This window comes from Psychrobacter sp. PSi21 (assembly GCF_054960615.1).
In genome coordinates this window covers 65681-89531 of sequence record NZ_JBHNYR010000014.1, presented here as the reverse complement: position 1 = coordinate 89531, position 23851 = coordinate 65681, and the positions used below count along the sequence as shown (strand labels likewise).

Here is a 23851-nt window from a genome sequence, read left to right as displayed (position 1 = left end):
GTCTCTTCCCGATTAAAAAGGTTTTTTTGCTTCGGTTTGACCGTGTTATCGTCAATTGCTAATGCACAGACTCGGTGAGGTTTACCTTACTACTTGATAAATCATTTCACATAGTCAGCCTGATACGCTTTTTCTGAGTGTAATAGAGCCCATATTAGACAGGCGTTTTTAGCGGCCAGCGCAACAGTGGCTCGTTTGAACCCTCGTTGTTCAACAAGGTCTTTTATCCACATACTTGTGCGCCATGAATAAGTGAAGTGCGAATATGTTTTTCACCGCGTTTACCAATTTGCCCAAGCTGCTTGCCCAAGCTGCGCTTTTCCGCCTGTTGAATAGTGCAGTGGAACTAAACCAATTCATGCAGCAAATGATCTGCTGGTATTAAAATGCTTAGCGTCATTAACGGTCGCTACAACAGCTTTTTCCCCCGTAATCGATGAATACGTGAAGTTCTGTCTTTTATAGCGCCTTGCCTAATGCGATGTAGATATACAACAAAACGGCTTGTTGCTCTTCACTTTTTATACTGACAAAGCGTGTTTTAGGTTTGGTGGCAGTCTCACAAATCGCCTCTGCATTCATTCGCGTCATTTTCTATTGCTGCAAATACAAAGTATTTTGAATCTGAAAACGCTTATGTTTTAGCCTTAAAAGCTCAATGAAGTAATTCAACCAAATCTCAAGAAACGCCCGATATTCTGAAATTAACACCTAACATAAAAAAGGAATGCTTAGTATAGAAAGGTAGTGCGTAGAAACGGTGACACTTGCGTACTGGCAGGCCAGCAAAAACCTGTTAAAATACGCTATTGAATAAACGTATGCAATACGAGCACAATGCGCGTGTATCAGATAAGAGGTAGAGCAGGTCATGGTCGTGAGTTTGACAAGAATGCTACAATCTTTTGGACAAGTGCAAGAAGATCTCCCCGCGCAAGCGGCCGAAGCAGTGAGGCAAACTGCTACGCAAGCGCAAGAAAATAGCGCAAGTGATGTAGATCCTGAGAATACAGACGATGATATTGCTGATGGCAATCACAATGTACGTCCATCCTTATCTGCACCGCAGCGTGCTGAGCGTATCTGCACGGCGCTGGCACAAGTGCAAGATATTCGTGCCGCCACGCCACTAACGGATCGCTATCTGGCGAACCGTGCTACCATGCGTTCGCCCAATAGACCTCCTTTTGATCCCGATACATTATGGTATCTCAAACATGGACGCTGTCCGATTATGACTGAGCTTGTTGACGTGGTGGATGAAGCCACCTTAAATGCCATGCCCATCGAAGCGGTGGCTATTTTGGATCGTATTAATGGTAAGTTAAAGCGCTACCGCGACTGGAGCTTGGAGCTGAATGATCAACAGCAACAGCAGCACAATGAGCGCCAATTTGTCATCGACAAGCTGGTGGGTGAGAGCATCCCTGAAGCCCTACATCATTATGAACAGCTACTGCGCTTTAGCCCGCATCGTACCAAAAACAATACCGTACAAGGGGCCATGAGTGCGCGTGACATGCTCACCGATTTATTTTTAGAGATTGATTATGAACTTGATGAGCTACTCGATGAGCTGCACCAAACGGTATTAAACCGGTTGGCCTCAACGCATCGCTATGTCAAGAGTCGAACCAAAAGCTAGTTTACAGGGTGCAAGCAAGGAACAACAATATAGGGCTTTTACAGGCCCTTATTTTTTTGTTTAATAGAGATGAGATTGATATTGTCTATATAAGGATACCGTAATGACTCAAGTGACCGCCATGTTAGTGATGTTTGTACTGTACGGGTTACTGCCTGCTGCTGGCGTATATTTGGGTTATCGCGGCATCAAAAAGCTTACTGCACCAAAAATGCTTGAATATACCGCCATGCCGCAGCTTGGCTATATACCAGAAAAAGGCTTACCAAAAGACGTGATCGCCGCCTTAACCCAAATCAATAAAAAAGGCAAAAAACTGCGCCTGATCTATGGTGATACCAATAACGATGGCAAAATCGATGATAAAGACACCATCACCGAAACCTATATCATGATTCAAAACCTTATGGATAAGCACATTCCGCAAGCCGTAGCGGATTACCGCCGCCTACATGACTTAGATGGTGCACGTGCCAATACCACCAAAATCAAAAACTCTAATCTCACGGGTAAAGAGGCACTATTGGACGTGTTATCTACTATTAATAAGCAGTTTGACGAATTGCTTGATGCGTCATACCATCAAGATGGACAAAAGCTACTGGTTGCCAACCGTTATCTAGAACAGCGCTTTGATAACAATTCACAAGATTCTCAATCGTAGTCATATGTGTGGTATATCACAAACAAATAGAATGGCTTTAATAAGAGACAAGGGGTTATGAGTATATTACTGGGTGTGGGAGTAATCACGACCTTTGGTATCCTATATTTGGGCAAAAAAGGCTGGCATGCGTTTCATCGTATGGTTGGTATTACCCCAGGAGTGCTGGTTTACCAATCACCCGACCAACCAATAGCGCTGTCTGATATGACATGGCACACACTGGCATTAAATACCGATCATTTGCAGCACCTACCAGCAGCTCAACTGCGCCAGATACAGCGTATCGATCAAAAATCCAAGTGCTACCAGGAGCAATACCAGACGCAAATTGATAGCCAAACGCTGACCGAGCAGCAATTTGTACTGCACAAACTACTGCACACTCGGCTGCCGCAAATGCTGGCAAGTTATCATCAGCTGTATGCAGCAAGTGCCCAAAGTCTGAGTCAGGCCAAATTGACTGAAGCGGGTCAGCTGCTGCAAGAAGCGCTCGATAACATAGAGCAGTGTCTTGATTCGCTGATGGAGCAAAGCCAAAGCCAGCACCTACAAGATTTGAAAGTAATGAAGCGCTATATGGACAGTCATAACGACAGTGACGATAGATAAAGGTAAATAAAAAACGCAGCAAATAAGAAAGCTGCCAGCGATATCAAATCACTGGCAGCTTTTTTGGTTTAACAAGTGCGAGCTGTTATTGCTCTAGCAAAAGATGACTGTAGCAAAAGCCTAGCGCTGGTTATTGCGATCACGCGTACCGCGACTGGCAGGCTTGCCGCTGCTTTTTGCTTTGGCTCCGCCATGATTGCTGTTACTGCGGCGGGCTTTGAGCGGTTTGTCTTTGATACGTTCCTGCTTGCGTTTGGCTGCGCCATGCAGACCTGTGCCATAGCGTGGACGCAGGCTGACCAAATCCGTTAGCGTATGAATGTCTTTTTTATCCAGTTCTAAAAAGCGCCCAGTACGCAGCTCTTTAGGCAATGCAATAGAGCCATAGCGCGTACGCAACAAGCGGCTAACCTTCAAGCCTTGGGACTCAAACAGACGGCGTACTTCGCGGTTGCGGCCTTCTTTTAATTTGACGTGATACCATTTGTTGACCCCATCGCCACCACCTTCTTGGATATCTTCAAACTGTGCCATACCGTCATCTAACATCACACCAGCAGTCAAGGTACGGGCGATATCAGGTGTGACCTCACCCAGTACACGTACCGCATATTCACGGGTGACTTCATTTGAAGGGTGCATCAGGCGATGCGCCATTTCACCATCATTGGTAAACAGCAGCAAACCAGTAGAGTTGATATCAAGACGCCCGACCATTACCCAGCGATCGTGAGTCAGTTTTGGCAGCCGATCAAAGACCGTTGGGCGACCTTCTGGGTCATGGGCAGAGCAAATCTCACCTTCAGGCTTATAGTAAGCCAGCACACGGCGGCGCTTTTCATTTTCAGCGGTGTATTTGATCAGGCGACCATCAACACGAATCTCATCGCCTTGTCCGACGCGATCGCCGATGGTTGCAGGGCCGCTATTGACTGACACGCGTCCCGCTTTGATCACCTCTTCCATTTGGCGACGCGAACCCAGCCCCATGCGGGCCAGTGCTTTTTGCAATTTTTCATCTTTCATCATGATTTCCTTGAATCGGTAAGTGACATTTCTCAATGTATGGAGGACAACGCTTTGGTATAACAAACAACGACAACATAATACGCTATTTTGTAGCGCACATTATGTCATATTTTGAGCAGCAAGTGCGTGCTACCATCCCTTAATATTTTGCTATTTTCATATAATCATTGATTTTTTATGCCACCCTTTATCATGAGAAGTCAGTATCAATGAAATATATTTTTATGTTAATTCAAGGGGGTGGTCGCTTAATAGCGGGTAACTTATGTTATGATACTGCTTACTTATGTTAAAAACGTAAGTAACCATTATTTTAGTGTATATATATTATTGAATGCTAGATAACGCTCTTTAATAGTCGTAACAGATGAGGTTGATATTACATGCACCAGACAACAAAGGTATTCAGTACAGTATGTATTGCACTGAGTACGGCGCTTTATGGTTGTGCAACCACGACAATTAACCCTGGATTAAATACTGGCAAGTTGCCGCCAACAGGTTCTTTTACTGCTGAAAATGGCTTGCAGTTTAATATACGTCCGCTGAATTTAGCGACATTACCACCCAAACAAGTTGCCCGTATTGACGACGATGTGGTGCAGCTATTAAAGAGTTCTAACCGCGTCAATTATACTATCGCTCAAGGTGATATCCTGAGCATCGTGCTCACAGGATATCCAGAAATCACACCTCTCAATAATGTCAGCAATACCAATCCATACGCTTCAGGTTACCCAGTCGATCAGCAGGGGTATATTCAGTTTCCATTGATTGGCCGCATTAAAGCAAGTGGCTTGAGTGTGCCGCAGTTTACCGCCAATTTGCGCAGTCGTCTGCAGCGCTATCTAAAATACTCTGATCCTCAAGTTAAAATCATTAACTATCGTGGCAATAAGTTTTTTATCGATGGCGAAGTCAGACAGCCAGGTGAGTTTGTGATTGCCGATACGCCAGTATCTTTATATGGTGCGATTTCTATGGCAGGAGGGGCGACCGAAACAGGTGACTCTAACAGTATTGTGCTCAACCGTAATGGACGCAGCTACAACATTGGTTTACAAGACTTGCGTGAAGCAGGTGTTTCGGCCAATCAGTTATATGTCCAAGATGGCGACGCCATTCATATCAATAGCCAAAGCCGCAATCAGGTTTATGTCCTAGGTGAGCTTGGCCAAGTCGAGCCTGTACCTATTCTAGAGCAGGGACTCAGTCTCGCTCAAGTGATTGGTCAGTCACGAGGTTTGGATGCGGGAACTGCCGATGCCACCAAAATTTATGTGGTACGTGACAATCCGAGTACCAGTTTAACAGATATCTATTATGTCGATATGCAGACCATTACAAACTTCTCATTAGCCAATCGTTTTGAGATGCAGTCTAACGATATTGTCTATGTGGATCCAACAGGTCTTGCACGCTGGAATCGCGTTATCAGCGCATTGCTACCTTCTACTTCTGCCATCAGAAGTATTTCGGGTTTATAAATTTTATAGATAGGCATGCATTATGAGCTTTAATAATATATTGGTAGTCTGTGTTGGCAATATCTGTCGCAGTCCCATTGGTGAAGCGTTACTTCAGCAGCACTACCCAAATAAACATATTGATTCGGCAGGGCTATCTGCTGTGGTCGGTAGTGACGCCGATCCTAAAGCGCTGGCTGTAATGTCGCAAGATGGCGTAGAGATGACTGGTCATGTAGCAAAGCAAATCAATGAAGATTTGGTAAAAAAAGCGGATTTGATCTTAACCATGTCAGTCAGTCAAACCAAATGGATTGAAGAGCAATGGCCGCAATGCCGTGGAAAAGTGTTTAGAATCGGACATTGGATTGATAAAGACGTGGCGGATCCTTATGGTCATGATGAATTAGCATTTGAGACTGCCAAACGAGATATCGTTGATAGTTTGGATCAGTGGTTCAACAAAATCGGTTAAATAGTGAAGATTTATGAGTACAAATTCGCAAAACTTGCCAAGATCTAGTAGTTCAGAGTCTGAACAAGACAACATCGACTTAATGGCTATAGCCATGGTCTTACTGCGTGGCTGGAAAATTATCATCGCTTTTGCGCTACTGGGACTGGTGCTTGGTATACTCTATAGCCGATATGTGAATCCAACCTTTAAGTCTGATGCGCTTATTCAGATTGATGATAAATCACAAGGCATCTCAGCACTGGGTCAAAACATCTCAGAATTAGTGTCTCCTGATGTTAGCCCAGCGCAGACTGAAGCTGAATTGATTAAATCACGCATGGTGCTTGAACCCGTTGTCGATTTATTGCATTTAGACATCAGTATAAGTGATCCTGCGGTGGGTGCTATTGAGAGAATAAGACAATCACAAATACCCACACAGACAAATATTCCAGAAGGGGTTAGTTTAAAAACCAGTGACGGACTGGCACGCATCAGTCAGTTTGATGTGTCGACAGATTATTTGAACCAAACCTTCAAGCTCACACAAACGGATACAGGTTTTGAGCTCAGCAATGACTTTGATACCTTCAAAGGCCAGCTTAATCAGTCCTATCGTTTTCGTGGCACTGATGGTGCAATTTTAATTACGGTTAATGAGCTACCTAATAATGGTCATAGTGTCAGCTTGACTAAACAATCTTTAAAAGCCACCACAGACGATATCAATAATAGGCTGTCTGTTATAGAAAGAGGAAAGCAGACGGGCATCATTCAGATGTCGCTGACAGGCAATGATCAAAGGCAGGTTAGCCGTATTTTAAAGCAAATTGTGTTGTCTTATGTCGATCAAAATCAATCCCGTGGTTCTGAAGAGACGACTAAAACCATCAGCTTTATGGAAACACAAATTCCTGCTTTGAAGCAAAAGCTTGAAGAGTCAGAGTCTAAGTTTAATGAGTTTCGTACCCGCTACGGTACCATAGATGTGGGCAAAGAAGCAGAACTATTACTGACTGAAAACTCGCAAATTGATGTACAGCTTAATGAGCTCAAACTTAAAAAAGCAGACTTGACGACCTATTATACGGAAGAGCATCCGCTTGTTATACAGATCAATGATCAGCTTGAAGTCCTTAATGATAGAAAGCAGGAAATTGATAATACCATTGCAGGACTACCAGAAATCCAACGAGAGTTTTTAAAGCTATCAGAAGATGTGGCAATCAACCGTGAAATTTATCTGACCATGCTTAAAAACTATGAACAGCTAAAAATTGTTAAAGCAGGTCAAATTGGCTATGCACGTATAGTTGACCTTCCTATTAGTACCTTCAAGGCAATTGCGCCTAAGAGAATGCAAATTATTATTCTAGGTTTGCTGCTTGCTGGTATGTTGGGAGTCATGTTGGTTTTACTTAAAAACTTACTCAAGAAAGTCGTTAAAGATCCTGAGCAGATTGAAACAAAGACAGGCATCCCTGTTATTGCGACCATTCCGCGTTCACCATCTTTATCGCGACTGGCTAAAAAGAAAAATACGCCCAATCGACTATTGGCCTATGTTGATAATAACAGCTTAAGTTATGAAGCAATCAAAAGCCTGCGTACTTACTTAATGTTTGGCATGCCTGAGACAGGTAAGCTCGGTTATAAAGCGAAAGTGGTACTGATTTCAGGTGAGAGTCCAGGGGTAGGTAAGTCATTTATTGCTGCCAACTTGGGGGAAGTGTTTAGTCAATTGAACAAAAAAGTCTTGATTATCGATGCGGATATGCGTCTGGGCGAGATGCATAGACTCTTTAATCTAGAGCCAGATAATGGTCTCTCTGAACTACTAAGCGAAGGAAAAATAACAGAAGAAAGTATTGTCAATGCGATCCACCCTACCTCTACAGATCATATTGACTTTATGCCACGTGGTAAGCAGCCACACAACCCAGTATCATTATTGACTAGTGAATACTTCGAAGAAGTGATGGCACAGTTGGGTGCACACTATGACTATATTGTGATTGATTCGCCACCAGTTTTGGCAGCGTCTGACCCCATTGTATTGTCACATTATGCTGATAAAGTACTGATGGTCACGCGCTATGATAAATCCATCGAAGGTCAGCTAAATTATGCTATCAAACAATTGAACAAAGCCAATGTTCAGGTCGATGGCATCGTACTAAATGATGTGCAACAAACCAGAATGAGTAAGTATAGTTATCACTACAGCTATGCCTATGGTAATAACAAATAATTATTAAAAAATCTGCTGAGTATTAAGCATATGAATATTGAGCCGAACAATGAATTAAGGCCCAAAGAAAAAGCCAACTCTGCTGGTAAAGTACAGCATATGGTTAAGCAACTTTTAGCATTGCCGCGCTTGGTCAAAAAAAGTATTTTAACGTTTGCTGATTTTATTATGTCAGCATTGTGCTTATTTTTTGCTTTGTCGCTACGCTTCGGTTATATAGATTTACATATTCCGTTTTTTACTTTATGTCTATACGCTGCTATACCTGTCATCAGCTTACACATCATAGGATTCTACAAAGGCGTTGCGCGTGGCTTTTTTGATGCGTTGATGGGCCACGTCTTACAGCTTTTCTTTGTTTTGATTGTGCTGTATGAGTTGATATTATATTTAGATGTTTTGCCAACCATGCCACGTTCGGTGCCAATTCTATTTTTATTCATGTTCTTTATCTGGCTTTGGAATAGCCGTTTGACGATTAAAGAGCTGTTAACTCGCGCACAGAGTACAGGTATAGACCGTTATCAAGACACTACGGATCTTGATAATGTGGTCATTTATGGTGCAGGCCGCGCAGGACAAGAGCTTGTGGAAGGGTTGAGAAACTCGCATAAATATAATGTAGTGGCTTTTGTTGATGATGATCCACAGCTGACCGATGCTTATGTATTGGGTAAAAGAATCTATTCAGCAGAGGACTTAATAAAGTTGGTTGATGAGCTTAGTATTGCTCAAGTTTTTCTTGCAGTACCCTCTATTAGCCGTGCCCGCAAGCGCAAAATTATTGAAAAGCTTTCACATATCTCTATTAAAATAAAAGAGCTACCTAGTCTGCAAGAGATCGCTGATGAAAAAGTCACGGTTAGCCACATGCGTAAGATTGATATTTTAGACGTGCTTGATCGGCAAACCGTTGAACCAGATGAACGCCTATTGGCAAAAAATATTACTGGTAAAAACGTATTGGTAACTGGGGCGGGTGGCTCTATCGGTAGTGAGTTGTGCCGTCAAATTATCAAAAATAAACCAACTTGTCTGGTGTTATACGAGCTGTCAGAGTTTGCTCTTTATAGCATTCATCAAGAGCTCATTGCAAAACAGGCAAGCCATAGCGAATATCACAATATTCAGATTGTAGCTATCATTGGTAATGTCACTGATGAGCATAATCTTATGTGGATATTTCAGACTTATCATGTACAAACGGTCTATCATGCAGCAGCATATAAGCATGTGCCTATAGTCGAGCACAATCCATTCCAAGGGGTTATTAACAATACTCGAGGTACTTACCACTGTGCGCGCGCTGCTATTCAAACAGATGTAGAAACCTTTGTTTTGATATCTACTGACAAAGCTGTGAGACCGACTAATGTCATGGGTGCTACAAAGCGGTTAGCTGAGCTTGTATGTCAGGCATTAAGTTATGAAGCTGCCTCCATAAAGCCCGATAGCAAAACCTGTATCAGTATGGTTAGATTTGGCAATGTGCTAGGCTCATCAGGATCTGTGGTACCTGTGTTTACCAGACAGATAGAGCACGGCTTACCTATTACTGTTACCCATCCTGATGTCACACGTTATTTTATGACTATTCCAGAGGCGGCAAATCTAGTGATTCAGGCAGGTGCTATGGCGTGTGGTGGTGAAGTGTTTGTACTGAATATGGGTGAACCAGTAAAAATTGTTGATCTGGCTCAGCGCATGATTCATCTAAGTGGTTATGAAGTAAAAGACATTAAGCACCCTCATGGTGATATTGAAATCGTCTTTACGGGCCTTCGTCCTGGTGAAAAACTATATGAAGAACTCATAATTGGTGATGACAATGTGGAAGACACGGCTCACCCCCTTATAATGCAAGCGATGGAACACAGATTTGCTCTAACAGAGATAGAACGAGTATTGATAGAGATTTCAGAAAAGTCAAAACTACATGACGTTACATGGTTAAAAACGCAGTTTAGATATTTTGTAGCGGGTTATAATTCACAAGACAACTAGGAATATACAATGAAAAAGATACTTTTGGTCTTTGGAACACGTCCTGAGGCCATAAAAATGGCTCCTTTAGCAATAGCTCTAAAAACACTAGATAATGAATTCGAAACAAAAGTATGTGTGACAGGTCAGCATAGAGAAATGCTTGATCAAGTTCTAAATTTATTTGAGTTAGAGACAGACTTTGACTTAAATTTGATGAAACCTGGACAAACATTGGCTGATATTACCTCCGGTGTGTTACAGGGACTAAATAAAGTTTTTGATGACTGGGCGCCTGATATTATATTGGTGCACGGTGATACTGCCACCACTTTTGCTGCTTCATTAGCCGCTTACTATCATAAAATTGAGGTCGGTCATGTTGAAGCAGGTTTGCGTACGGGTAATATATATTCTCCGTGGCCTGAAGAAGCAAATCGTAAGCTAACAAGTGTACTAACGACGTATCACTTTGCGCCAACACAAACATCGTATGACAATTTAATTAAAGAAAATAACGACCCTATTAATATTGTTATTACAGGCAATACAGTGATTGATGCTTTGTTGACTGTTAAAGAAAAGGTTGAAACTGATCAGGACATGCAAGCAATATTTGCAAAGCAGTTTGATTTTTTAAATGCCAACAAGAAGCTTGTTTTGGTCACTGGTCATCGTCGAGAGAACTTCGGTAAAGGATTTGAAAATATTTGCTTAGCACTTGCTAATATTGCAAAGAAAAATCCAAATGTACAAATTGTTTATCCTGTACATCTTAATCCTAACGTACAGAAACCAGTCAATGAGTTATTATCAGGCATTGATAATATTAAACTGATTGAGCCTCAGGATTACCTACCCTTTGTCTACTTAATGAATAAGAGCTATCTGATTTTGACAGATTCAGGAGGTATACAGGAAGAAGCACCTTCTCTAGGCAAGCCAGTATTAGTGATGCGTGATACAACTGAACGCCCAGAAGCAGTGTCAGCCGGCACAGTAAAACTGGTAGGAACTGATCCTGTTGTAATCGAAGACTCAGTTATGGAACTGCTAGAAAACCAAGATTTATACAAAAAGATGACAGAAGCCCATAACCCATATGGAGATGGGACTGCGTGTCAACAAATTATTAATTTTTTGAAAAACGTCTAACATAATATAGGTGGTAATAGTCAATGAAAAACTCTCAATTTCGTCATATTTGTGTTATTGGTCTGGGCTATATCGGTTTACCTACAGCGGCTACCTTCGCTGCTCATGGGGTTACAGTCACGGGTGTTGATGTTAATGAATATGCAGTTGATATGATCAATCAAGGTAAGGTGCATATCGTTGAACCTGATTTAGATGCCTTGGTAAAAGAGGTAGTCGCTCAAGGTACGCTATCGGCACAAACTACACCAGTAGCAGCTGATGCTTACATAGTAGCAGTGCCAACGCCATTTAAAGAAGGTCACGAACCAGACTTAAAGTATATTGAGGCCGCTTCGAAAGCGTTAGCTCCTTTCTTAACTGCAGGCAACCTGGTCATTTTAGAGTCAACCTCCCCAGTAGGCGCTACCGAACAGATGGCTGAGTGGCTAAGCCAAGCCCGTCCAGACATAAGCTTTCCTCAGCAAGCAGGTGAAGAGGCGGATATCAGAATCGCACACTGTCCTGAACGTGTGTTGCCAGGTAAAGTGCTACAAGAGCTTATCAGCAATGATCGTATCGTAGGCGGTATGACAGAGGTATCTTCAACAGCATCGTGTAATCTGTATAAAGTCTTTGTAAAAGGTGAATGCATTACTACCAATGCTCGCACTGCTGAGATGTGTAAACTGACTGAAAACTCGTTCCGTGATGTCAATATTGCTTTTGCGAATGAGCTATCTATGATTTGCGATAAGCTAGATATCGATGTATGGGAGCTTATTGCCTTAGCCAATCGTCATCCACGAGTAAATATCCTACAGCCAGGTCCTGGCGTAGGTGGGCATTGTATCGCTGTAGATCCTTGGTTTATCGTATCTAAGACACCAGATGAAGCTCAATTAATTCGTACTGCTCGTGAGGTCAATGAAAGTAAGCCTGAGTGGGTCATCGCTAAGGTAAATGAAAAGGTTATTGAGTTCTTAGCGGACAACCCTACTAAGACTATTAATGACGTTACAGTTGCTTGTTACGGTTTAGCATTCAAACCTGATATTGATGATCTTCGTGAAAGTCCTGCTTTAAATATTACGAAGAAGCTAGCTCAACAAGGATTAAATATATTAGCAATTGAACCTAATATTGATGAATTACCTAAAGGTATGCAAGATAATATTAAGTTAATTGAGTTAGATGAAAGACATAAGGCAGACATTCACTTAATTTTGGTTGATCATAAAGAGTTTTATAGAGATGTTTTGACTGACTTACTATTGATTATAGATACTAAAGGCATATCATAGAATATGTTAAGAAAACATCTAGTTTATATAATAATAAATGCTTTCTTTATATTGCTTAGTGTTGGCTTGTCTGTATTTGGTCAAGCGTACGCTTTTTTTGTATATGCCCTATCTTTAGCATTTTTATTAGTGCAAGCTTTCAAGACTTTAAATTTTAAATCGGTGTTTTTTTGGTTCGTTTTAAGTTATATAGGATTGTTTTATCTATCACCATTATTCGAATTTGTATTTCCGGGAGAGGTTTTAGTAGGAAATGAGTCTACAGTTAAACTGTATAACTTTTTGAACATCATTTCAATTCATGTCTTCTGTACATTTTATTTTTTATTTTATAGAGAACGTAATACATCGAATTTAAAAATAGTTCTTAGTAGAAAAAATCTTACTTATGCTTTATATATTATGGGTGCTCTTACCATGATAGGAGCTATATGGATGTTTTTATCAGTAGGAGGTTTTGCAGCTATAAAATCTAGTCGTGTAGATTTGAAGTATGTACAAAGCGGAAAAGGATTTTCTTTATTGCTAACTTATTTTTCATCTACATTTTTTGTGTTATTTGGAATTTTGATAGCAAAAAAGAAATATAATATATTATATATTTTAATATTCTTAGTAATTTTCTCTATTTTAGAATTTATTTATTTTATATCTTTAAGAAATAGAACCATGATTTTGATGCATTTATTGGCAATAATTATGGGCATGATAATATCTAAGAATATATTTTTTAATGACTCTGCATATAAAAATATGCATGTACTTAATAAAATAAAAGTTTTACCTTTAGTGGTAGCTTTAACTTTATTAGGAGTGTTAGGTATTTTCGTAAGATTTGCTAGGGGGGTGTATTTAGAAGGTAGTGGAGAAATAGATATTTCATTAAAGCAAATGATAATTACCTCGGTGCAGTCGGGGGATATTGGTTATGCAAATATGATTTTAAGAGTGCTAGAATACACTAACGCTAATGATATTTATCTAAACGGGCAGTCATATTATCGGTTGCTTTTAGTTGTAGTTCCTAAGAGTATTTATAATCATAATATTCCAACTACAGACAGTCTTATTGGTCAAGAGCTTACAGGCTTAGATGTGATGACAATTCCGCCTGGTATATTTGGGGATGCTTATATAAACTTCGGATTGTTTGGGTTTGTCATGTTCATATTATATGGGACATTTTTGGGGGTTTTTGATCGAGCGAAAAAAATAATGATAAGTCACATGTTTTTTGCATTATCATTTACTCTTATATATCATTTTGTACGCGGCTCATTTGTCAATGTATTGATATCATTGATGGTAGTCTATTGTGGTATATACGTTACTAACAGAATTTTGAAGCCAAAATATATATGAATAATAAAAGAAATTTTCTCTTGATTGGAATCTCAGAGTTTTTCTCTAAGGTTGTTTCTTGGTTAACTTTGGCTCTAATTCCTTTTTTTACATCACCTGAAACTTATGGTGAGATTGTACTCTACTACTCAATAATTATATTTTTCGTGCCATTTTTCTTATTTGGGCAAGATCGCTTAATTCTAAGGAAAAATGAGACTCAGGAGTTGTTAAACTCGTTTGTCTTTACGTCATGTATTTGGCTCTTATTTAGCTGTTTATTTTTTTTATTAGATTACTTATGGGTCTCAGTTGCAGCTTTAATATTAACTTTCAATAAGATTTATTTGACATATCTTAGGTCTAGTGAAAGATTAAAAACTTTCGCTGTAAATAGATTTATTTACTCTATATCTAGGTTCTTATTAGTAATTACAATTGTATATTTCTTTTATAGCTTGAAGTCTTATATTTTTGCCGAAATATTAGCTGCATTATTAGCTACTTTACTAGTTTGTAGAATATTATTTAGTTCGGGATATACTATAAGTATTGATTATTTCGAAAGATTTAAACATGGGCTTCCTCTCATGCTCCATGGGGTTTCTTTATTCGGCATAGCACTAGTTGATAGGTTTATTTTAGAAAAGTATAGTAGTTTTACTGTGGTTGGAAACTACAGCTTTATATATATTTTTTCTTCGGGACTAATTTTCTTATATTCTATAATAAGTATTTTTCAGGAAAAAAAGATATATAAATCTGAAAGTAATGAAGAGCTTATTTCTTATTCTAAACAAACATTATTACAAATGTTTACTATTGGTATTGTAGGATCAGCTTGTAGCGTACTTCTATATTATTTTTTAATTAATTTTAATATAGTAAAGGAATATGGGTTTTACTTAAACGAACTGTTATTATTGATATTAGCACATTTGGTTCTACCTATATATTTGGTTTCAAATTATATTCTGATACAAAAAGGTAAATCAAAATACTTGCTGGGTTGTTCAGTTTTTGCTCTGATTATTAATATTATTATTAATTTTATGCTAATACCTGACTATGGATTAATAGGCGCAGTTTGGTCTACTCTGCTATCTAATATTCTTTTGGTTATATTAAGTGCTACTTTAAGCATCAGTGTTATAAATAGTAAAAAGCTATTATGATTTATTAAGAAAGAAAATAGAGTGAGTAACTGTGTCTAATGTTGTTTGAAACGTAATTTAATTGCTAATAGGATAAACAATGAACGCGATATCTTTATATAGAATTTCCAACTATTTATACAAAAAAAATGTACCTATACTACCATTATCGATTAAATACGCGAATTTTTTGATATTCAATAGCGTAATACCATATTCTGCTCAGATTGGTCAAGACTCTAAGTGTGCTTATGGTGGTATTGGTGTTGTTATACACTCTAAGTCAGTAATTGGTGATAAAGTGATAATTGGTCAAGGCGTAACGATTGGACGTCAATTAGATCCGGAAGGAGTGCCTGTTATTGGTAATAATGTCTACATATCCGCTGGTTCTAGAATCTTAGGTGACATTAAAATTGGAAATAACGTTATTATTGGCGCAAATTCGGTCGTAATAAAGGATGTACCAGATAATTCTATTGTTGCTGGCGTACCAGCGAAAATAATTAAAACAATAGACGTAGATATCTATGATTTATTAAGGAATATATACTAATTATGAAAGTAGCTTTCTTTCAGCCTTATTTAGCAAACTGGCGTATCGGATTTTTATCTCGTTTCATTGAGTCTACTCATCATTCTGTTACGGTATATGATGGTGGGTTTTCTAGTCATAAAGATGAGAAATCAGTAATAAACAACAGTACAAAACTTCCTGTCAAAAGGATGAAATCTCTTTCTCCTATTCTTAATATTAAAAATCAAAAATATCCATTATATTTTTCGCCGTTTCTTATTTTTAGCTTAATTAAGGATCGTCCAGATGTTGTCGTCACTGAAGGCGAGATTAACTTTATAAATAATATATCTATTTATACTTATTGCTCTGTTTTTAAAAAAAACTACGTTTGGTGGAGTCTAGGTAAGGTTAGAACTAGAAAAAAAACAGTGGTTAATCTTACACTTGACCCAATTGTAGACTTTCTTCTAAAAAGATCTACATGCGTTATGACAAGAACTTCTTGGGCTAAAGATTATTATATTAAAGAAAAAGGTATTCCTAGAGAGAAAATAATTGTTGCTCCCAATAGTATGGACGAAGTAAAAGCACGGGAGGAAGTAGATTATACTTTAGTTAATAAACTCAAAGCAAAATACGCAGGAAAAATAATTTTGTATGTTGGAGCTTTAACTAAAGAAAAGAAGCCTAAAGACTTAATTGATGCTTTTTCATATCTTAAAGCTAAACAGCTATTACGTGAAGATACTTACCTTTGGTTTGTAGGTGACGGTCCTGAAAAGAATGATCTAGTTAAATATGTTGAAAGCTTAGGCTTAAAAGAGTCTGTTATATTTTTTGGTAAGATATTTGATGGTGTAGGTAGTTATTTTGAATCTTCGGATATAGTTGTCGTACCCGGTCTAGGTGGGTTAGTGATAAATCATGCTATGATTTTTGGCAAGCCCGTGGTTTCACGTCTAGCAGATGGAACAGAGCTAGATTTAGTTGAATCGGGTGTGACTGGCTATCTTCTAGATAATAATAATATACAGGAATTGGCTTTAGCTATTAATAAAACTTTAGATCCTGATAATTTAGAGAGTCTATCTATAGCTGCAAAGAAGAAGGTTGATGAGTTTTGGAATATGCAGACTATGATATCTAGAGTAGAGGATTGTATTAACTTTAGCAAAAATTAATTATATAGCTATAGTTTATTGGTGTTTATTATGAGATTAAAAGCAAAGGCTAAAACAGCATTATCATTAGGTTTAACCAATTTAGCTAGAGTTGTGACCTATCGACTAGGCGTCAAAAGTGGTATCAATTCAGTAACTAGGTTAGAGTCCACGCTTCCTTCAGGCGCTTTTTTTGCTGATACTGACTTTCCTGTTGATATGGGTTTATCTGAGCCCCCTAGTCTAAAGGCTTTTGGCTATCTTCCTTATCGCCTAGAAGGAGATAAACCCAACTGGTTCTATAGTCCTTTGACTCAAAAGGTGTTTAAAGATGTTGAGACAGTATGGTATAAAATCCCAGATTTCAATGATGGTGTCGGTGATATCAAAGGCGTATGGGAAGCATCAAGGTTTGATTGGCTAATCAAATTCGTGGAGCATGAGCGTGAGCATCGAGACGGTAATTCTTTAGTTATCTTGGATAGCTGGCTTAATGACTGGTGTGAAAAAAATCCAGCCTATTTAGGGCCAAACTGGAAATGTGGACAAGAAGCTTCGATTCGAGTGATGCATATCATCACCGCATTAATTGGTTTAGACAAACTTGATAGCATTAAGCCTAATATATTTGGTTTACTAGAAGCTCATCTAAAACGTATTGCACCTACCTTAAGTTATGCAATCGCTCAAGATAATAACCACGGCACATCCGAAGCCGTAGCGCTATATATCGGCGGTGCTGTTCTAAACGAAATGTCACCAAGCAAAAGATATTTAGAATGGCAAAGTTTGGGTGAGAAATGGTTAGCTAACCGTGCTTGTAAACTCATTATGAAGGATGGTGGTTTTAGCCAATACTCTGTTAATTATCATAGAGTCATGTTGGATTCATATTGCTTGGCTGAAATAGTACGACGTCAGTTACAGCTGGCTCCATTTCCAAAAAAAGTATATCAGCGACTAACCAAAGCGACTGATTGGCTGTATATTTTGACTCAAGAAAATGGTGATGCACCAAATCTTGGGGCAAATGATGGTGCCAAGTTATTGCCTATTGGAGAAAGCGATTATAGAGATTTTCGCCCTACTGTGCAGCTAGCCAGTACATTATTTAATAGGCATAGCTATTATCAGGCTGCTGCATCTTATGATGAGGCCTTAAACTTTTTCACTATAGAAAAAATAAACAATAAAAAGTATGTTCTACCTAGTAAGTCACAGCACTTTGCTAACAGTGGATTTATCACTCATCAAAATGATCATTTTTTTGTTTGTTTCAAGATACCTCAGTTTAAATTTAGACCCAGTCAATGCGATGCACTACACTTAGATTTATGGTTTAAAGGTGATAATGTGTTACGTGATGGTGGTACTTATAGCTATAACACCACTACAGAAGACTTGGATTACTATTCAGGTGTAGAGAGCCATAATACCGTTCAATTTGATAATCACTTACAAATGCCTAGATTGAGCCGTTTTTTATTTGCGTCTTGGTTAAAGCCATTATCCATAAAGTACCGCAAAAGTAAGTTTTCCTCTAGTTATAAAGATGAATGGCAGTGTCAACATTCTCGTTCAGTAAAAGTTAAGCAGCAGCAGATAGTAGTCACGGATGATGTCCAAGGTTTTGAAGATCAAGCTATACTACGTTGGCGCTTAATGCCTGATAAGTGGGTATTGCAAGATAATGTTTTAAGTAATGGTAAAATTGCTATAGAGATCTACTCTAAAAATTCACTTGTAATCCGTGTGGTTGAGGGTGAAGAGTCAAGATATTACTATCAAAAAACAACTTTACCTGTCCTAGAGGTGAAAGTTATTGAGCCTTCTACAATAGTTACAACAATTAAGGACATCACATGAAAATACTATACTTCCATCAGCATTTCTCCACCCCTAAAGGGGCCGCAGGCATACGTTCTTATGCTATGGCGCAGTCATTACTCAAAAATGGTCATCAAGTGACGATGGTTTGTGGATCATTTGGCAATGGTCAAACAGGACTAACTGACTCCTTTGTCAACGGAATGCGCCGAGGAGAAGTAGAAGGTATTGATATTATAGAATTTGAGTTGTCATATTCAAATGATCTAACTTTTGCACAGCGTGTCTCGTTATTTTTGAGCTTTGCCTATAAGTCTGTCAAAGTGGCAATGACTGAAAAGTACGATTTGATATTTGCAACGACAACACCTCTGACAGCTTCTATTCCTGGCATTGCCGCAAAATGGTTACGCCGAAAGCCTTTTGTATTTGAAGTCAGAGACTTATGGCCAGAGTTGCCTAAGGCAATGGGTGTAATCAAGAACCCTATTATACTTTGGCTAATGTCTGTATTGGAGTGGGTCTCTTATCATTCAGCAGATCGTCTCATTGGACTATCTCCGGGTATTGTTGACGGTATTGTCAGTCGTGGTATCGATAGAGAAAAAGTCGCTACGATACCTAATGGTTGTGACCTAGATATTTTTGCTATTGAGCCAGATGGTTGGCGTCCTGAAAGCGTAGCAAAAACAGACTTAATGGCTATTTTTACTGGTACTCATGGCTTAGCAAATGGATTAGATGCTGTTATAGAAGCAGCTTCTGAGCTGCAAAATAGAAATCAGCAAGAGATCAAGCTAGTCCTCGTTGGTAATGGCATGAAAAAAGCAGCTTTGCAAAAAAGAGCGCAAGAGTTAAAACTTTCGAATGTTGTCTTTCATGATCCTGTAGATAAAACTAGGCTTGCAGGACTAATGTCTGAGGCTGATATTGGATTACAGGTTTTAGCAAACGTCCCTGCATTTTACTACGGTACTTCACCTAATAAGTTTTTTGACTATATTGCTGCGGGCCTACCAGTCTTAAATAACTATCCAGGTTGGCTAGCTGAGCTTATAAAACAAGAAGATGCTGGATATTCCGTTAGCCCAGAAAGCCCTACTCAGTTTGCTGATGCTTTAGAGAAAGCTGCTTCGAATCGTGAAAAATTAAAAAAAATGGGTAAAAATGCTCAGTTACTAGCCAAACGTGAGTTCGATAGAGCTAAGCTTTCACAAAAATTTAATGATTGGGTTACTGGAGTAACAAATGCTTAAGCGCCTTTTCGATATTGCAGCGGCCTCAAGTGCGCTGGTGGTGTTAGCCCCTGTATATGCAGTGACGGCTTATAAAGTAAAAAAGAATTTAGGATCACCAGTAATATTTCGTCAGGTGCGTCCGGGGTTGCATGGTAAGCCGTTTGAGATGCTAAAATTTCGCTCGATGAAAGATGCGACAGACGAGCAGGGTAACGAGCTGCCAGATAGTGAGCGTCTAACCGATTTTGGCAAGCGTCTACGTGATAGTAGTTTAGACGAGTTGCCTGAGTTATGGAATGTCATCAAAGGCGATATGAGCCTTGTGGGTCCACGTCCATTATTGATGGAATATTTGCCATTATATGATGAAGAGCAGAAGCGCCGTCATCAAGTACGCCCCGGTATCACAGGTTATGCACAGGTGAATGGTCGCAATGCCATTGGCTGGGATGAGAAATTTGCGCTGGATACGTGGTATGTGGACAATCAATCACTTTGGTTGGATATCAAAATTTTAGTCAAAACAGTCAAGAAAGTAGTGATTAAAGATGGCATCAGTGCAGAAGGTGAGGCGACGATGCCAAAATTCACAGGTAACCTATCAGCTGAGCCAAGCCATGCATAACATATATGCGGTTTATGGTGCGTCTGGTTGCGGACGCAGTTTGATGCCCGTGGCTGCTATGCAATTGGCGCGAATGGGCATTAATGGTCAATTGATTTTTATTGATGATTCTTTAGATGAGTCAAGTGAAGTCAATGGCTATGTTGCCATGAATTATGATATGTTTAAGGCACTAGATTCCAATAAATATGTACTCATTGCGATTGCAAATAGCACTATTCGCCAAAAACTTGCTGATAAATTGTCTGATGATCTCATATCACTATGGTCAGTGGCTGGTGATAATACCTTGATTATGGATGAAGTAAAAATTGATAAAGGTAGTGCGCTTAGTCCCTTTGTTACCATTGGCGCTAATGTCACCATAGGTAAATGTTTTCATGCCAACCTATATAGTTATATCGAGCATGACTGTGTCATCGGCGACTATGTGACTTTTGCACCGCGTGTCAGTTGTAATGGCAATATCCATATACATGATCATGCTTATATTGGCGCAGGTGCCGTCATTAAACAAGGTACACCTGATAAGCCATTAGTCATTGGTAAGAGGGCAATCGTAGGTATGGGCGCCATCGTGACCAAGGACGTGCCTGCGGGTGCAGTGGTGGTAGGTAACCCTGCACGGCCTATCATTAAAAAATAATATTATTTACAGTAGACAATCCTTAGTCACTATCATCGAGAGACATATGCTAAATTCATTTTTTTCACCATGGCCAAGTTTTACCCAAATCGAGGCCGATAAAGTCAGTCAAGTATTGTTATCTAATAAAGTCAACTATTGGACAGGACAAGAAGGCCGTCAGTTTGAAAAAGAATTTGCCGAATGGGCAGATTGCGCTCATGCAGTGGCGGTCAGTAACGGAACGCTAGCACTAGATGTGGCATTAAAAGCGCTAGATATTGGCGCAGGCGATGAGGTTATTGTCACGCCGCGTACCTTTATTGCCAGTATTTCTTGTGTGGTCAACGCAGGTGCGACCCCTATTTTTGCTGATGTGGAACCTGATACAGGAAATATTTCACCTAAAACCATCAAGGCAGTATTGACTGAGAAAACCAAAGCGGTCATTTGTGTGCACTTAGCAGGTTGGCCTTGTGACATGGATGGTATCATGGCACTGGCTAATGAACATGACTTGTATGTGATTGAAGACTGCGCTCAAGCACATGGCGCGCGTTATAAAGGTCGTAGTGTGGGCAGCATTGGTCATATTGGTGCTTGGAGTTTTTGCCAAGACAAGATCATGACCACAGGTGGCGAGGGTGGTATGGTTACCACAAATGATGAGCAATTATGGCGCAAAATGTGGGCTTATAAGGATCATGGTAAAAGCTACGCGGCCGTTTATGAAACTGAGCACCCACCTGGTTATCGCTGGTTACATGAAAGTTTTGGTACCAATTGGCGTATGCCTGAAATGCAGTCTGCTATTGGCCGCATCCAACTGACACGTATGAATGAGTGGACAGCTAGCCGTACGGCGAATGCACATGCCATCTTAGATGCATGCTCGCGCTGGGCGGATAAAGGTTACTTATCTGTACCACGTCTAGAAGATAAGCCTGATTTTGCAGACGCTAAGCATGCTTATTATAAATTGTATGTGTACACAAAACCTGAAAATTTACCAGCCAAATGGGATCGTGATGCCATTATCGCTGCGATCAATGAGCAAGGTGTTCCGTGTTTTTCTGGTTCTGCTTCTGAAGTATATTTAGAAAAGGCGTTTGATAATACAGGATTGCGTCCAGAAACCAGATTACCAGCGGCGAAACATATGGGTGATATCAGCTTGATGTTTTTGGTACATCCAACCTTAACAGAAGAAGAAATTGCCCAGACGGTTGCAGCTTTAGATACTGTTCTGGACCGTATTGATGCAGATGCGTCGGCCAAAGAGTAATTTATTAAGACTTATCTATTCTAGATAAGTAGCCTTTATAAAGAGTAGATAATGATGTCTGAACAACGCAAGTACAAGCAGCTGAGTGTGTTAGTCGGAGTTGGCATGATTTCCATGTTGGCTTCCGCGCAGAATTTGTATATGAATGACATGAAGCTCAAGTCAGAGCTTGAATGGCTCAACGCGCAAGGGGTCACTCATATTAGCACCAGTACGTGGCCACTTACTGCTAACGAAATCAATAATGCATTAACAGCAGCCCAAGTGAAGACAGACACGCAGCAAAAAGTGCTGCAATCAGTCCGCAATATGCTTGCAAGTAATCCTAACTCTTTGGTCAAAGCAGAGGTAGATGCATATGCGCAAACTGATCGTCAGCAACTCCCCCAAACCTTTGCTGATGATCATTTGGCTGGACAAAAGGTGTCAGCAGCACTGAGCTTAAGTGAAGCCGACTGGGAAATGAAAATCCAAGCTAATTTGAAAAATGATAGCTTAGTTGAAGATAGCAATGACTTGAGCTTTGAAGGCTCGTATATTACAGGTAAGGCTGCTAATCAATGGCTCATAGCAGGTCAGATCCCAACATGGTGGGGCCCTGGTACAGATGGTAGTTTGATTCGTGGTGATGGTAGCCGTCCGGTGGTTGGTCTGACTATGCAACGTGATGAGCAGAGTGCGCCAACCTCACCATATCTATCATGGGTTGGCTCATGGCAATATCAGCTGTTTGCAGGCCAGCTTGATGATTATGAGGCTGTTCCAGAGGCGAAGTTGTTTGGGGCTCGCTTAACGGCTAATCCTTTGTCATGGTTAGAAGTTGGCGCATCTCGAACCTTTATGTGGGGCGGAGATGGTCGTCCAAGTAGTCTTAGCTCTTTCGGTGACGCGATATTGGGTACACGAGATAATGGCGACACAGGTAAAGAAGACCCTGCTAACCAGCTCGGCGGCTTCGATGCGCGGGTGAATCTGGCATCCTTGGTCAATGTGCCAGCGTCAGTTTATGCTCAGTATGTGGGTGAGGATGAGGCGGGTGGCCTACCAGCTAAAAACATGTACTTAGCCGGCGCTGACTATGCTTCAGAGGCTTATGGTATGCCATATCAGCTTTATGCAGAGTATGCAGATACTCGTACCAGTGGTGAAGTGCTAGGTATATCCTATGATCATAGTACCTATACCGATGGCTATTATCAGCAGGGCTATCCGATCGGTTATTCTTTAGGTGGTGATGCAGAAAGTATTTCTGTCGGTAGTAAGGTCTGGCTGAGTAACAATGACTTTTTACGTGCCAAATTACAATATGCCAAAGTTAACCAGTCAAACGAACCGATCAACCATGCATATCCAAAAGCGGATAAGCTCAAAGTGATTGATGTAGAGTGGGCGCATCAGCTGCAGCCGAAAACCTTATTGACCACGCGTTTATGGGGTGTAGACGCAGATAATCGCTCAAGTGACATTGGTGCTGGAGTAGGGCTTGAGTGGCAAAGCTACTGAAAAAGATAGCATCACGATATAAAACATA

The 23851-nt window shown here is 40.0% G+C and carries 20 protein-coding genes and 1 pseudogene; 19 read left to right on the top strand and 2 right to left on the bottom strand.

The features are described from left to right. Positions 1-101: 101 nt before the first annotated feature. Positions 102-595 (bottom strand): annotated as a pseudogene (locus tag ACFI32_RS10790) (transposase); the annotation flags it as partial. A gap of 282 nt (positions 596-877) precedes the next feature. Here ACFI32_RS10790 and ACFI32_RS10785 point away from each other — a divergent pair. From ACFI32_RS10785 to ACFI32_RS10775, 3 genes are all read left to right on the top strand, one after another. After that, positions 878-1645, top strand: coding sequence for a hypothetical protein (locus ACFI32_RS10785; RefSeq protein WP_462626597.1), 768 nt, complete (start codon positions 878-880; stop codon positions 1643-1645). A 103-nt stretch (positions 1646-1748) separates the two neighbouring features. Further along, on the top strand, positions 1749-2309 hold the full coding sequence (locus ACFI32_RS10780) for a hypothetical protein (RefSeq protein ID WP_462626596.1): 561 nt from the start codon (positions 1749-1751) through the stop codon (positions 2307-2309). A gap of 57 nt (positions 2310-2366) precedes the next feature. Continuing rightward, positions 2367-2921 (top strand): hypothetical protein, encoded by a 555-nt coding sequence (locus ACFI32_RS10775; RefSeq protein WP_462626595.1) that lies wholly within the window; start codon positions 2367-2369, stop codon positions 2919-2921. 120 nt (positions 2922-3041) lie between these two features. Here the strand turns inward: ACFI32_RS10775 and rluB are convergent, their stop codons facing one another. Further along, a complete protein-coding gene (gene rluB / locus ACFI32_RS10770; RefSeq protein WP_462626594.1) occupies positions 3042-3947 on the bottom strand; it encodes a 23S rRNA pseudouridine(2605) synthase RluB in 906 nt (301 codons plus the stop codon). 386 nt (positions 3948-4333) lie between these two features. On the opposite strand from rluB, the gene ACFI32_RS10765 reads away from it, so the two are divergent. From ACFI32_RS10765 to ACFI32_RS10690, 16 genes are all read left to right on the top strand, one after another. Beyond that, positions 4334-5437, top strand: a complete 1104-nt coding sequence (locus ACFI32_RS10765; protein WP_462626593.1) for a polysaccharide biosynthesis/export family protein — start codon at positions 4334-4336, stop codon at positions 5435-5437. Between the two features lie 22 nt (positions 5438-5459). Next, complete coding sequence (locus tag ACFI32_RS10760; RefSeq protein ID WP_462626592.1) at positions 5460-5891, top strand: low molecular weight protein-tyrosine-phosphatase; 432 nt, start codon at positions 5460-5462, stop codon at positions 5889-5891. Between the two features lie 13 nt (positions 5892-5904). After that, positions 5905-8124, top strand: a complete 2220-nt coding sequence (locus tag ACFI32_RS10755; protein ID WP_462626591.1) for a polysaccharide biosynthesis tyrosine autokinase — start codon at positions 5905-5907, stop codon at positions 8122-8124. Between the two features lie 30 nt (positions 8125-8154). After that, positions 8155-10128 carry a polysaccharide biosynthesis protein gene (locus ACFI32_RS10750; RefSeq protein ID WP_462626590.1) on the top strand — a complete coding sequence of 658 codons (1974 nt, stop codon included), beginning with the start codon at positions 8155-8157 and terminating at the stop codon, positions 10126-10128. 9 nt (positions 10129-10137) lie between these two features. Next, on the top strand, positions 10138-11262 hold the full coding sequence (gene wecB / locus ACFI32_RS10745; RefSeq protein ID WP_462626589.1) for a non-hydrolyzing UDP-N-acetylglucosamine 2-epimerase: 1125 nt from the start codon (positions 10138-10140) through the stop codon (positions 11260-11262). Between the two features lie 23 nt (positions 11263-11285). Further along, positions 11286-12545 carry a UDP-N-acetyl-D-mannosamine dehydrogenase gene (gene wecC / locus ACFI32_RS10740; protein WP_462626588.1) on the top strand — a complete coding sequence of 420 codons (1260 nt, stop codon included), beginning with the start codon at positions 11286-11288 and terminating at the stop codon, positions 12543-12545. Between the two features lie 3 nt (positions 12546-12548). Continuing rightward, complete coding sequence (locus tag ACFI32_RS10735; protein ID WP_462626587.1) at positions 12549-13907, top strand: O-antigen polymerase; 1359 nt, start codon at positions 12549-12551, stop codon at positions 13905-13907. Further along, the gene (locus ACFI32_RS10730; protein ID WP_462626586.1) at positions 13904-15061 is read left to right on the top strand and encodes an MATE family efflux transporter; all 1158 of its coding nucleotides are present in this window, start codon (positions 13904-13906) and stop codon (positions 15059-15061) included. Before ACFI32_RS10735 ends, ACFI32_RS10730 begins: the two co-directional genes overlap by 4 nt. Before the next feature lie 79 nt (positions 15062-15140). After that, entirely contained in the window at positions 15141-15596 is a 456-nt protein-coding gene (locus tag ACFI32_RS10725) for a serine O-acetyltransferase (protein WP_462626585.1), read from the top strand. Between the two features lie 2 nt (positions 15597-15598). Further along, the gene (locus tag ACFI32_RS10720; protein WP_462626584.1) at positions 15599-16741 is read left to right on the top strand and encodes a glycosyltransferase family 4 protein; all 1143 of its coding nucleotides are present in this window, start codon (positions 15599-15601) and stop codon (positions 16739-16741) included. Positions 16742-16771: 30 nt separating this feature from the next. After that, entirely contained in the window at positions 16772-18586 is a 1815-nt protein-coding gene (locus ACFI32_RS10715; RefSeq protein WP_462626583.1) for a heparinase II/III domain-containing protein, read from the top strand. Continuing rightward, the gene (locus ACFI32_RS10710; protein WP_462626582.1) at positions 18583-19803 is read left to right on the top strand and encodes a glycosyltransferase family 4 protein; all 1221 of its coding nucleotides are present in this window, start codon (positions 18583-18585) and stop codon (positions 19801-19803) included. The genes ACFI32_RS10715 and ACFI32_RS10710 overlap by 4 nt, the downstream gene beginning before the upstream one ends. Next, the gene (locus tag ACFI32_RS10705; RefSeq protein ID WP_462626581.1) at positions 19796-20410 is read left to right on the top strand and encodes a sugar transferase; all 615 of its coding nucleotides are present in this window, start codon (positions 19796-19798) and stop codon (positions 20408-20410) included. The genes ACFI32_RS10710 and ACFI32_RS10705 overlap by 8 nt, the downstream gene beginning before the upstream one ends. Continuing rightward, on the top strand, positions 20403-21056 hold the full coding sequence (locus ACFI32_RS10700) for a NeuD/PglB/VioB family sugar acetyltransferase (RefSeq protein WP_462626580.1): 654 nt from the start codon (positions 20403-20405) through the stop codon (positions 21054-21056). Before ACFI32_RS10705 ends, ACFI32_RS10700 begins: the two co-directional genes overlap by 8 nt. Before the next feature lie 46 nt (positions 21057-21102). Continuing rightward, positions 21103-22320: a DegT/DnrJ/EryC1/StrS family aminotransferase gene (locus ACFI32_RS10695; protein WP_462626579.1), complete on the top strand. Its 1218-nt coding sequence runs from the start codon at positions 21103-21105 to the stop codon at positions 22318-22320. A 54-nt stretch (positions 22321-22374) separates the two neighbouring features. Beyond that, positions 22375-23823 carry a capsule assembly Wzi family protein gene (locus ACFI32_RS10690; RefSeq protein ID WP_462626599.1) on the top strand — a complete coding sequence of 483 codons (1449 nt, stop codon included), beginning with the start codon at positions 22375-22377 and terminating at the stop codon, positions 23821-23823. Positions 23824-23851: the final 28 nt, after the last annotated feature.

Coding starts and splice junctions, on each gene's coding strand:
- ACFI32_RS10705 (WP_462626581.1), top strand. CDS start 19,796: ATGCTTAAGCGCCTTTTCGATATTGCAGCGGCCTCAAGTGCGCTGGTG.
- ACFI32_RS10735 (WP_462626587.1), top strand. CDS start 12,549: ATGTTAAGAAAACATCTAGTTTATATAATAATAAATGCTTTCTTTATA.
- ACFI32_RS10715 (WP_462626583.1), top strand. CDS start 16,772: ATGAGATTAAAAGCAAAGGCTAAAACAGCATTATCATTAGGTTTAACC.
- ACFI32_RS10695 (WP_462626579.1), top strand. CDS start 21,103: ATGCTAAATTCATTTTTTTCACCATGGCCAAGTTTTACCCAAATCGAG.
- ACFI32_RS10690 (WP_462626599.1), top strand. CDS start 22,375: ATGTCTGAACAACGCAAGTACAAGCAGCTGAGTGTGTTAGTCGGAGTT.
- ACFI32_RS10725 (WP_462626585.1), top strand. CDS start 15,141: ATGAACGCGATATCTTTATATAGAATTTCCAACTATTTATACAAAAAA.
- ACFI32_RS10750 (WP_462626590.1), top strand. CDS start 8,155: ATGAATATTGAGCCGAACAATGAATTAAGGCCCAAAGAAAAAGCCAAC.
- ACFI32_RS10755 (WP_462626591.1), top strand. CDS start 5,905: ATGAGTACAAATTCGCAAAACTTGCCAAGATCTAGTAGTTCAGAGTCT.
- ACFI32_RS10710 (WP_462626582.1), top strand. CDS start 18,583: ATGAAAATACTATACTTCCATCAGCATTTCTCCACCCCTAAAGGGGCC.
- ACFI32_RS10760 (WP_462626592.1), top strand. CDS start 5,460: ATGAGCTTTAATAATATATTGGTAGTCTGTGTTGGCAATATCTGTCGC.
- wecB (WP_462626589.1), top strand. CDS start 10,138: ATGAAAAAGATACTTTTGGTCTTTGGAACACGTCCTGAGGCCATAAAA.
- ACFI32_RS10775 (WP_462626595.1), top strand. CDS start 2,367: ATGAGTATATTACTGGGTGTGGGAGTAATCACGACCTTTGGTATCCTA.
- ACFI32_RS10765 (WP_462626593.1), top strand. CDS start 4,334: ATGCACCAGACAACAAAGGTATTCAGTACAGTATGTATTGCACTGAGT.
- wecC (WP_462626588.1), top strand. CDS start 11,286: ATGAAAAACTCTCAATTTCGTCATATTTGTGTTATTGGTCTGGGCTAT.
- rluB (WP_462626594.1), bottom strand. CDS start 3,947: ATGAAAGATGAAAAATTGCAAAAAGCACTGGCCCGCATGGGGCTGGGT.
- ACFI32_RS10700 (WP_462626580.1), top strand. CDS start 20,403: ATGCATAACATATATGCGGTTTATGGTGCGTCTGGTTGCGGACGCAGT.
- ACFI32_RS10730 (WP_462626586.1), top strand. CDS start 13,904: ATGAATAATAAAAGAAATTTTCTCTTGATTGGAATCTCAGAGTTTTTC.
- ACFI32_RS10780 (WP_462626596.1), top strand. CDS start 1,749: ATGACTCAAGTGACCGCCATGTTAGTGATGTTTGTACTGTACGGGTTA.
- ACFI32_RS10720 (WP_462626584.1), top strand. CDS start 15,599: ATGAAAGTAGCTTTCTTTCAGCCTTATTTAGCAAACTGGCGTATCGGA.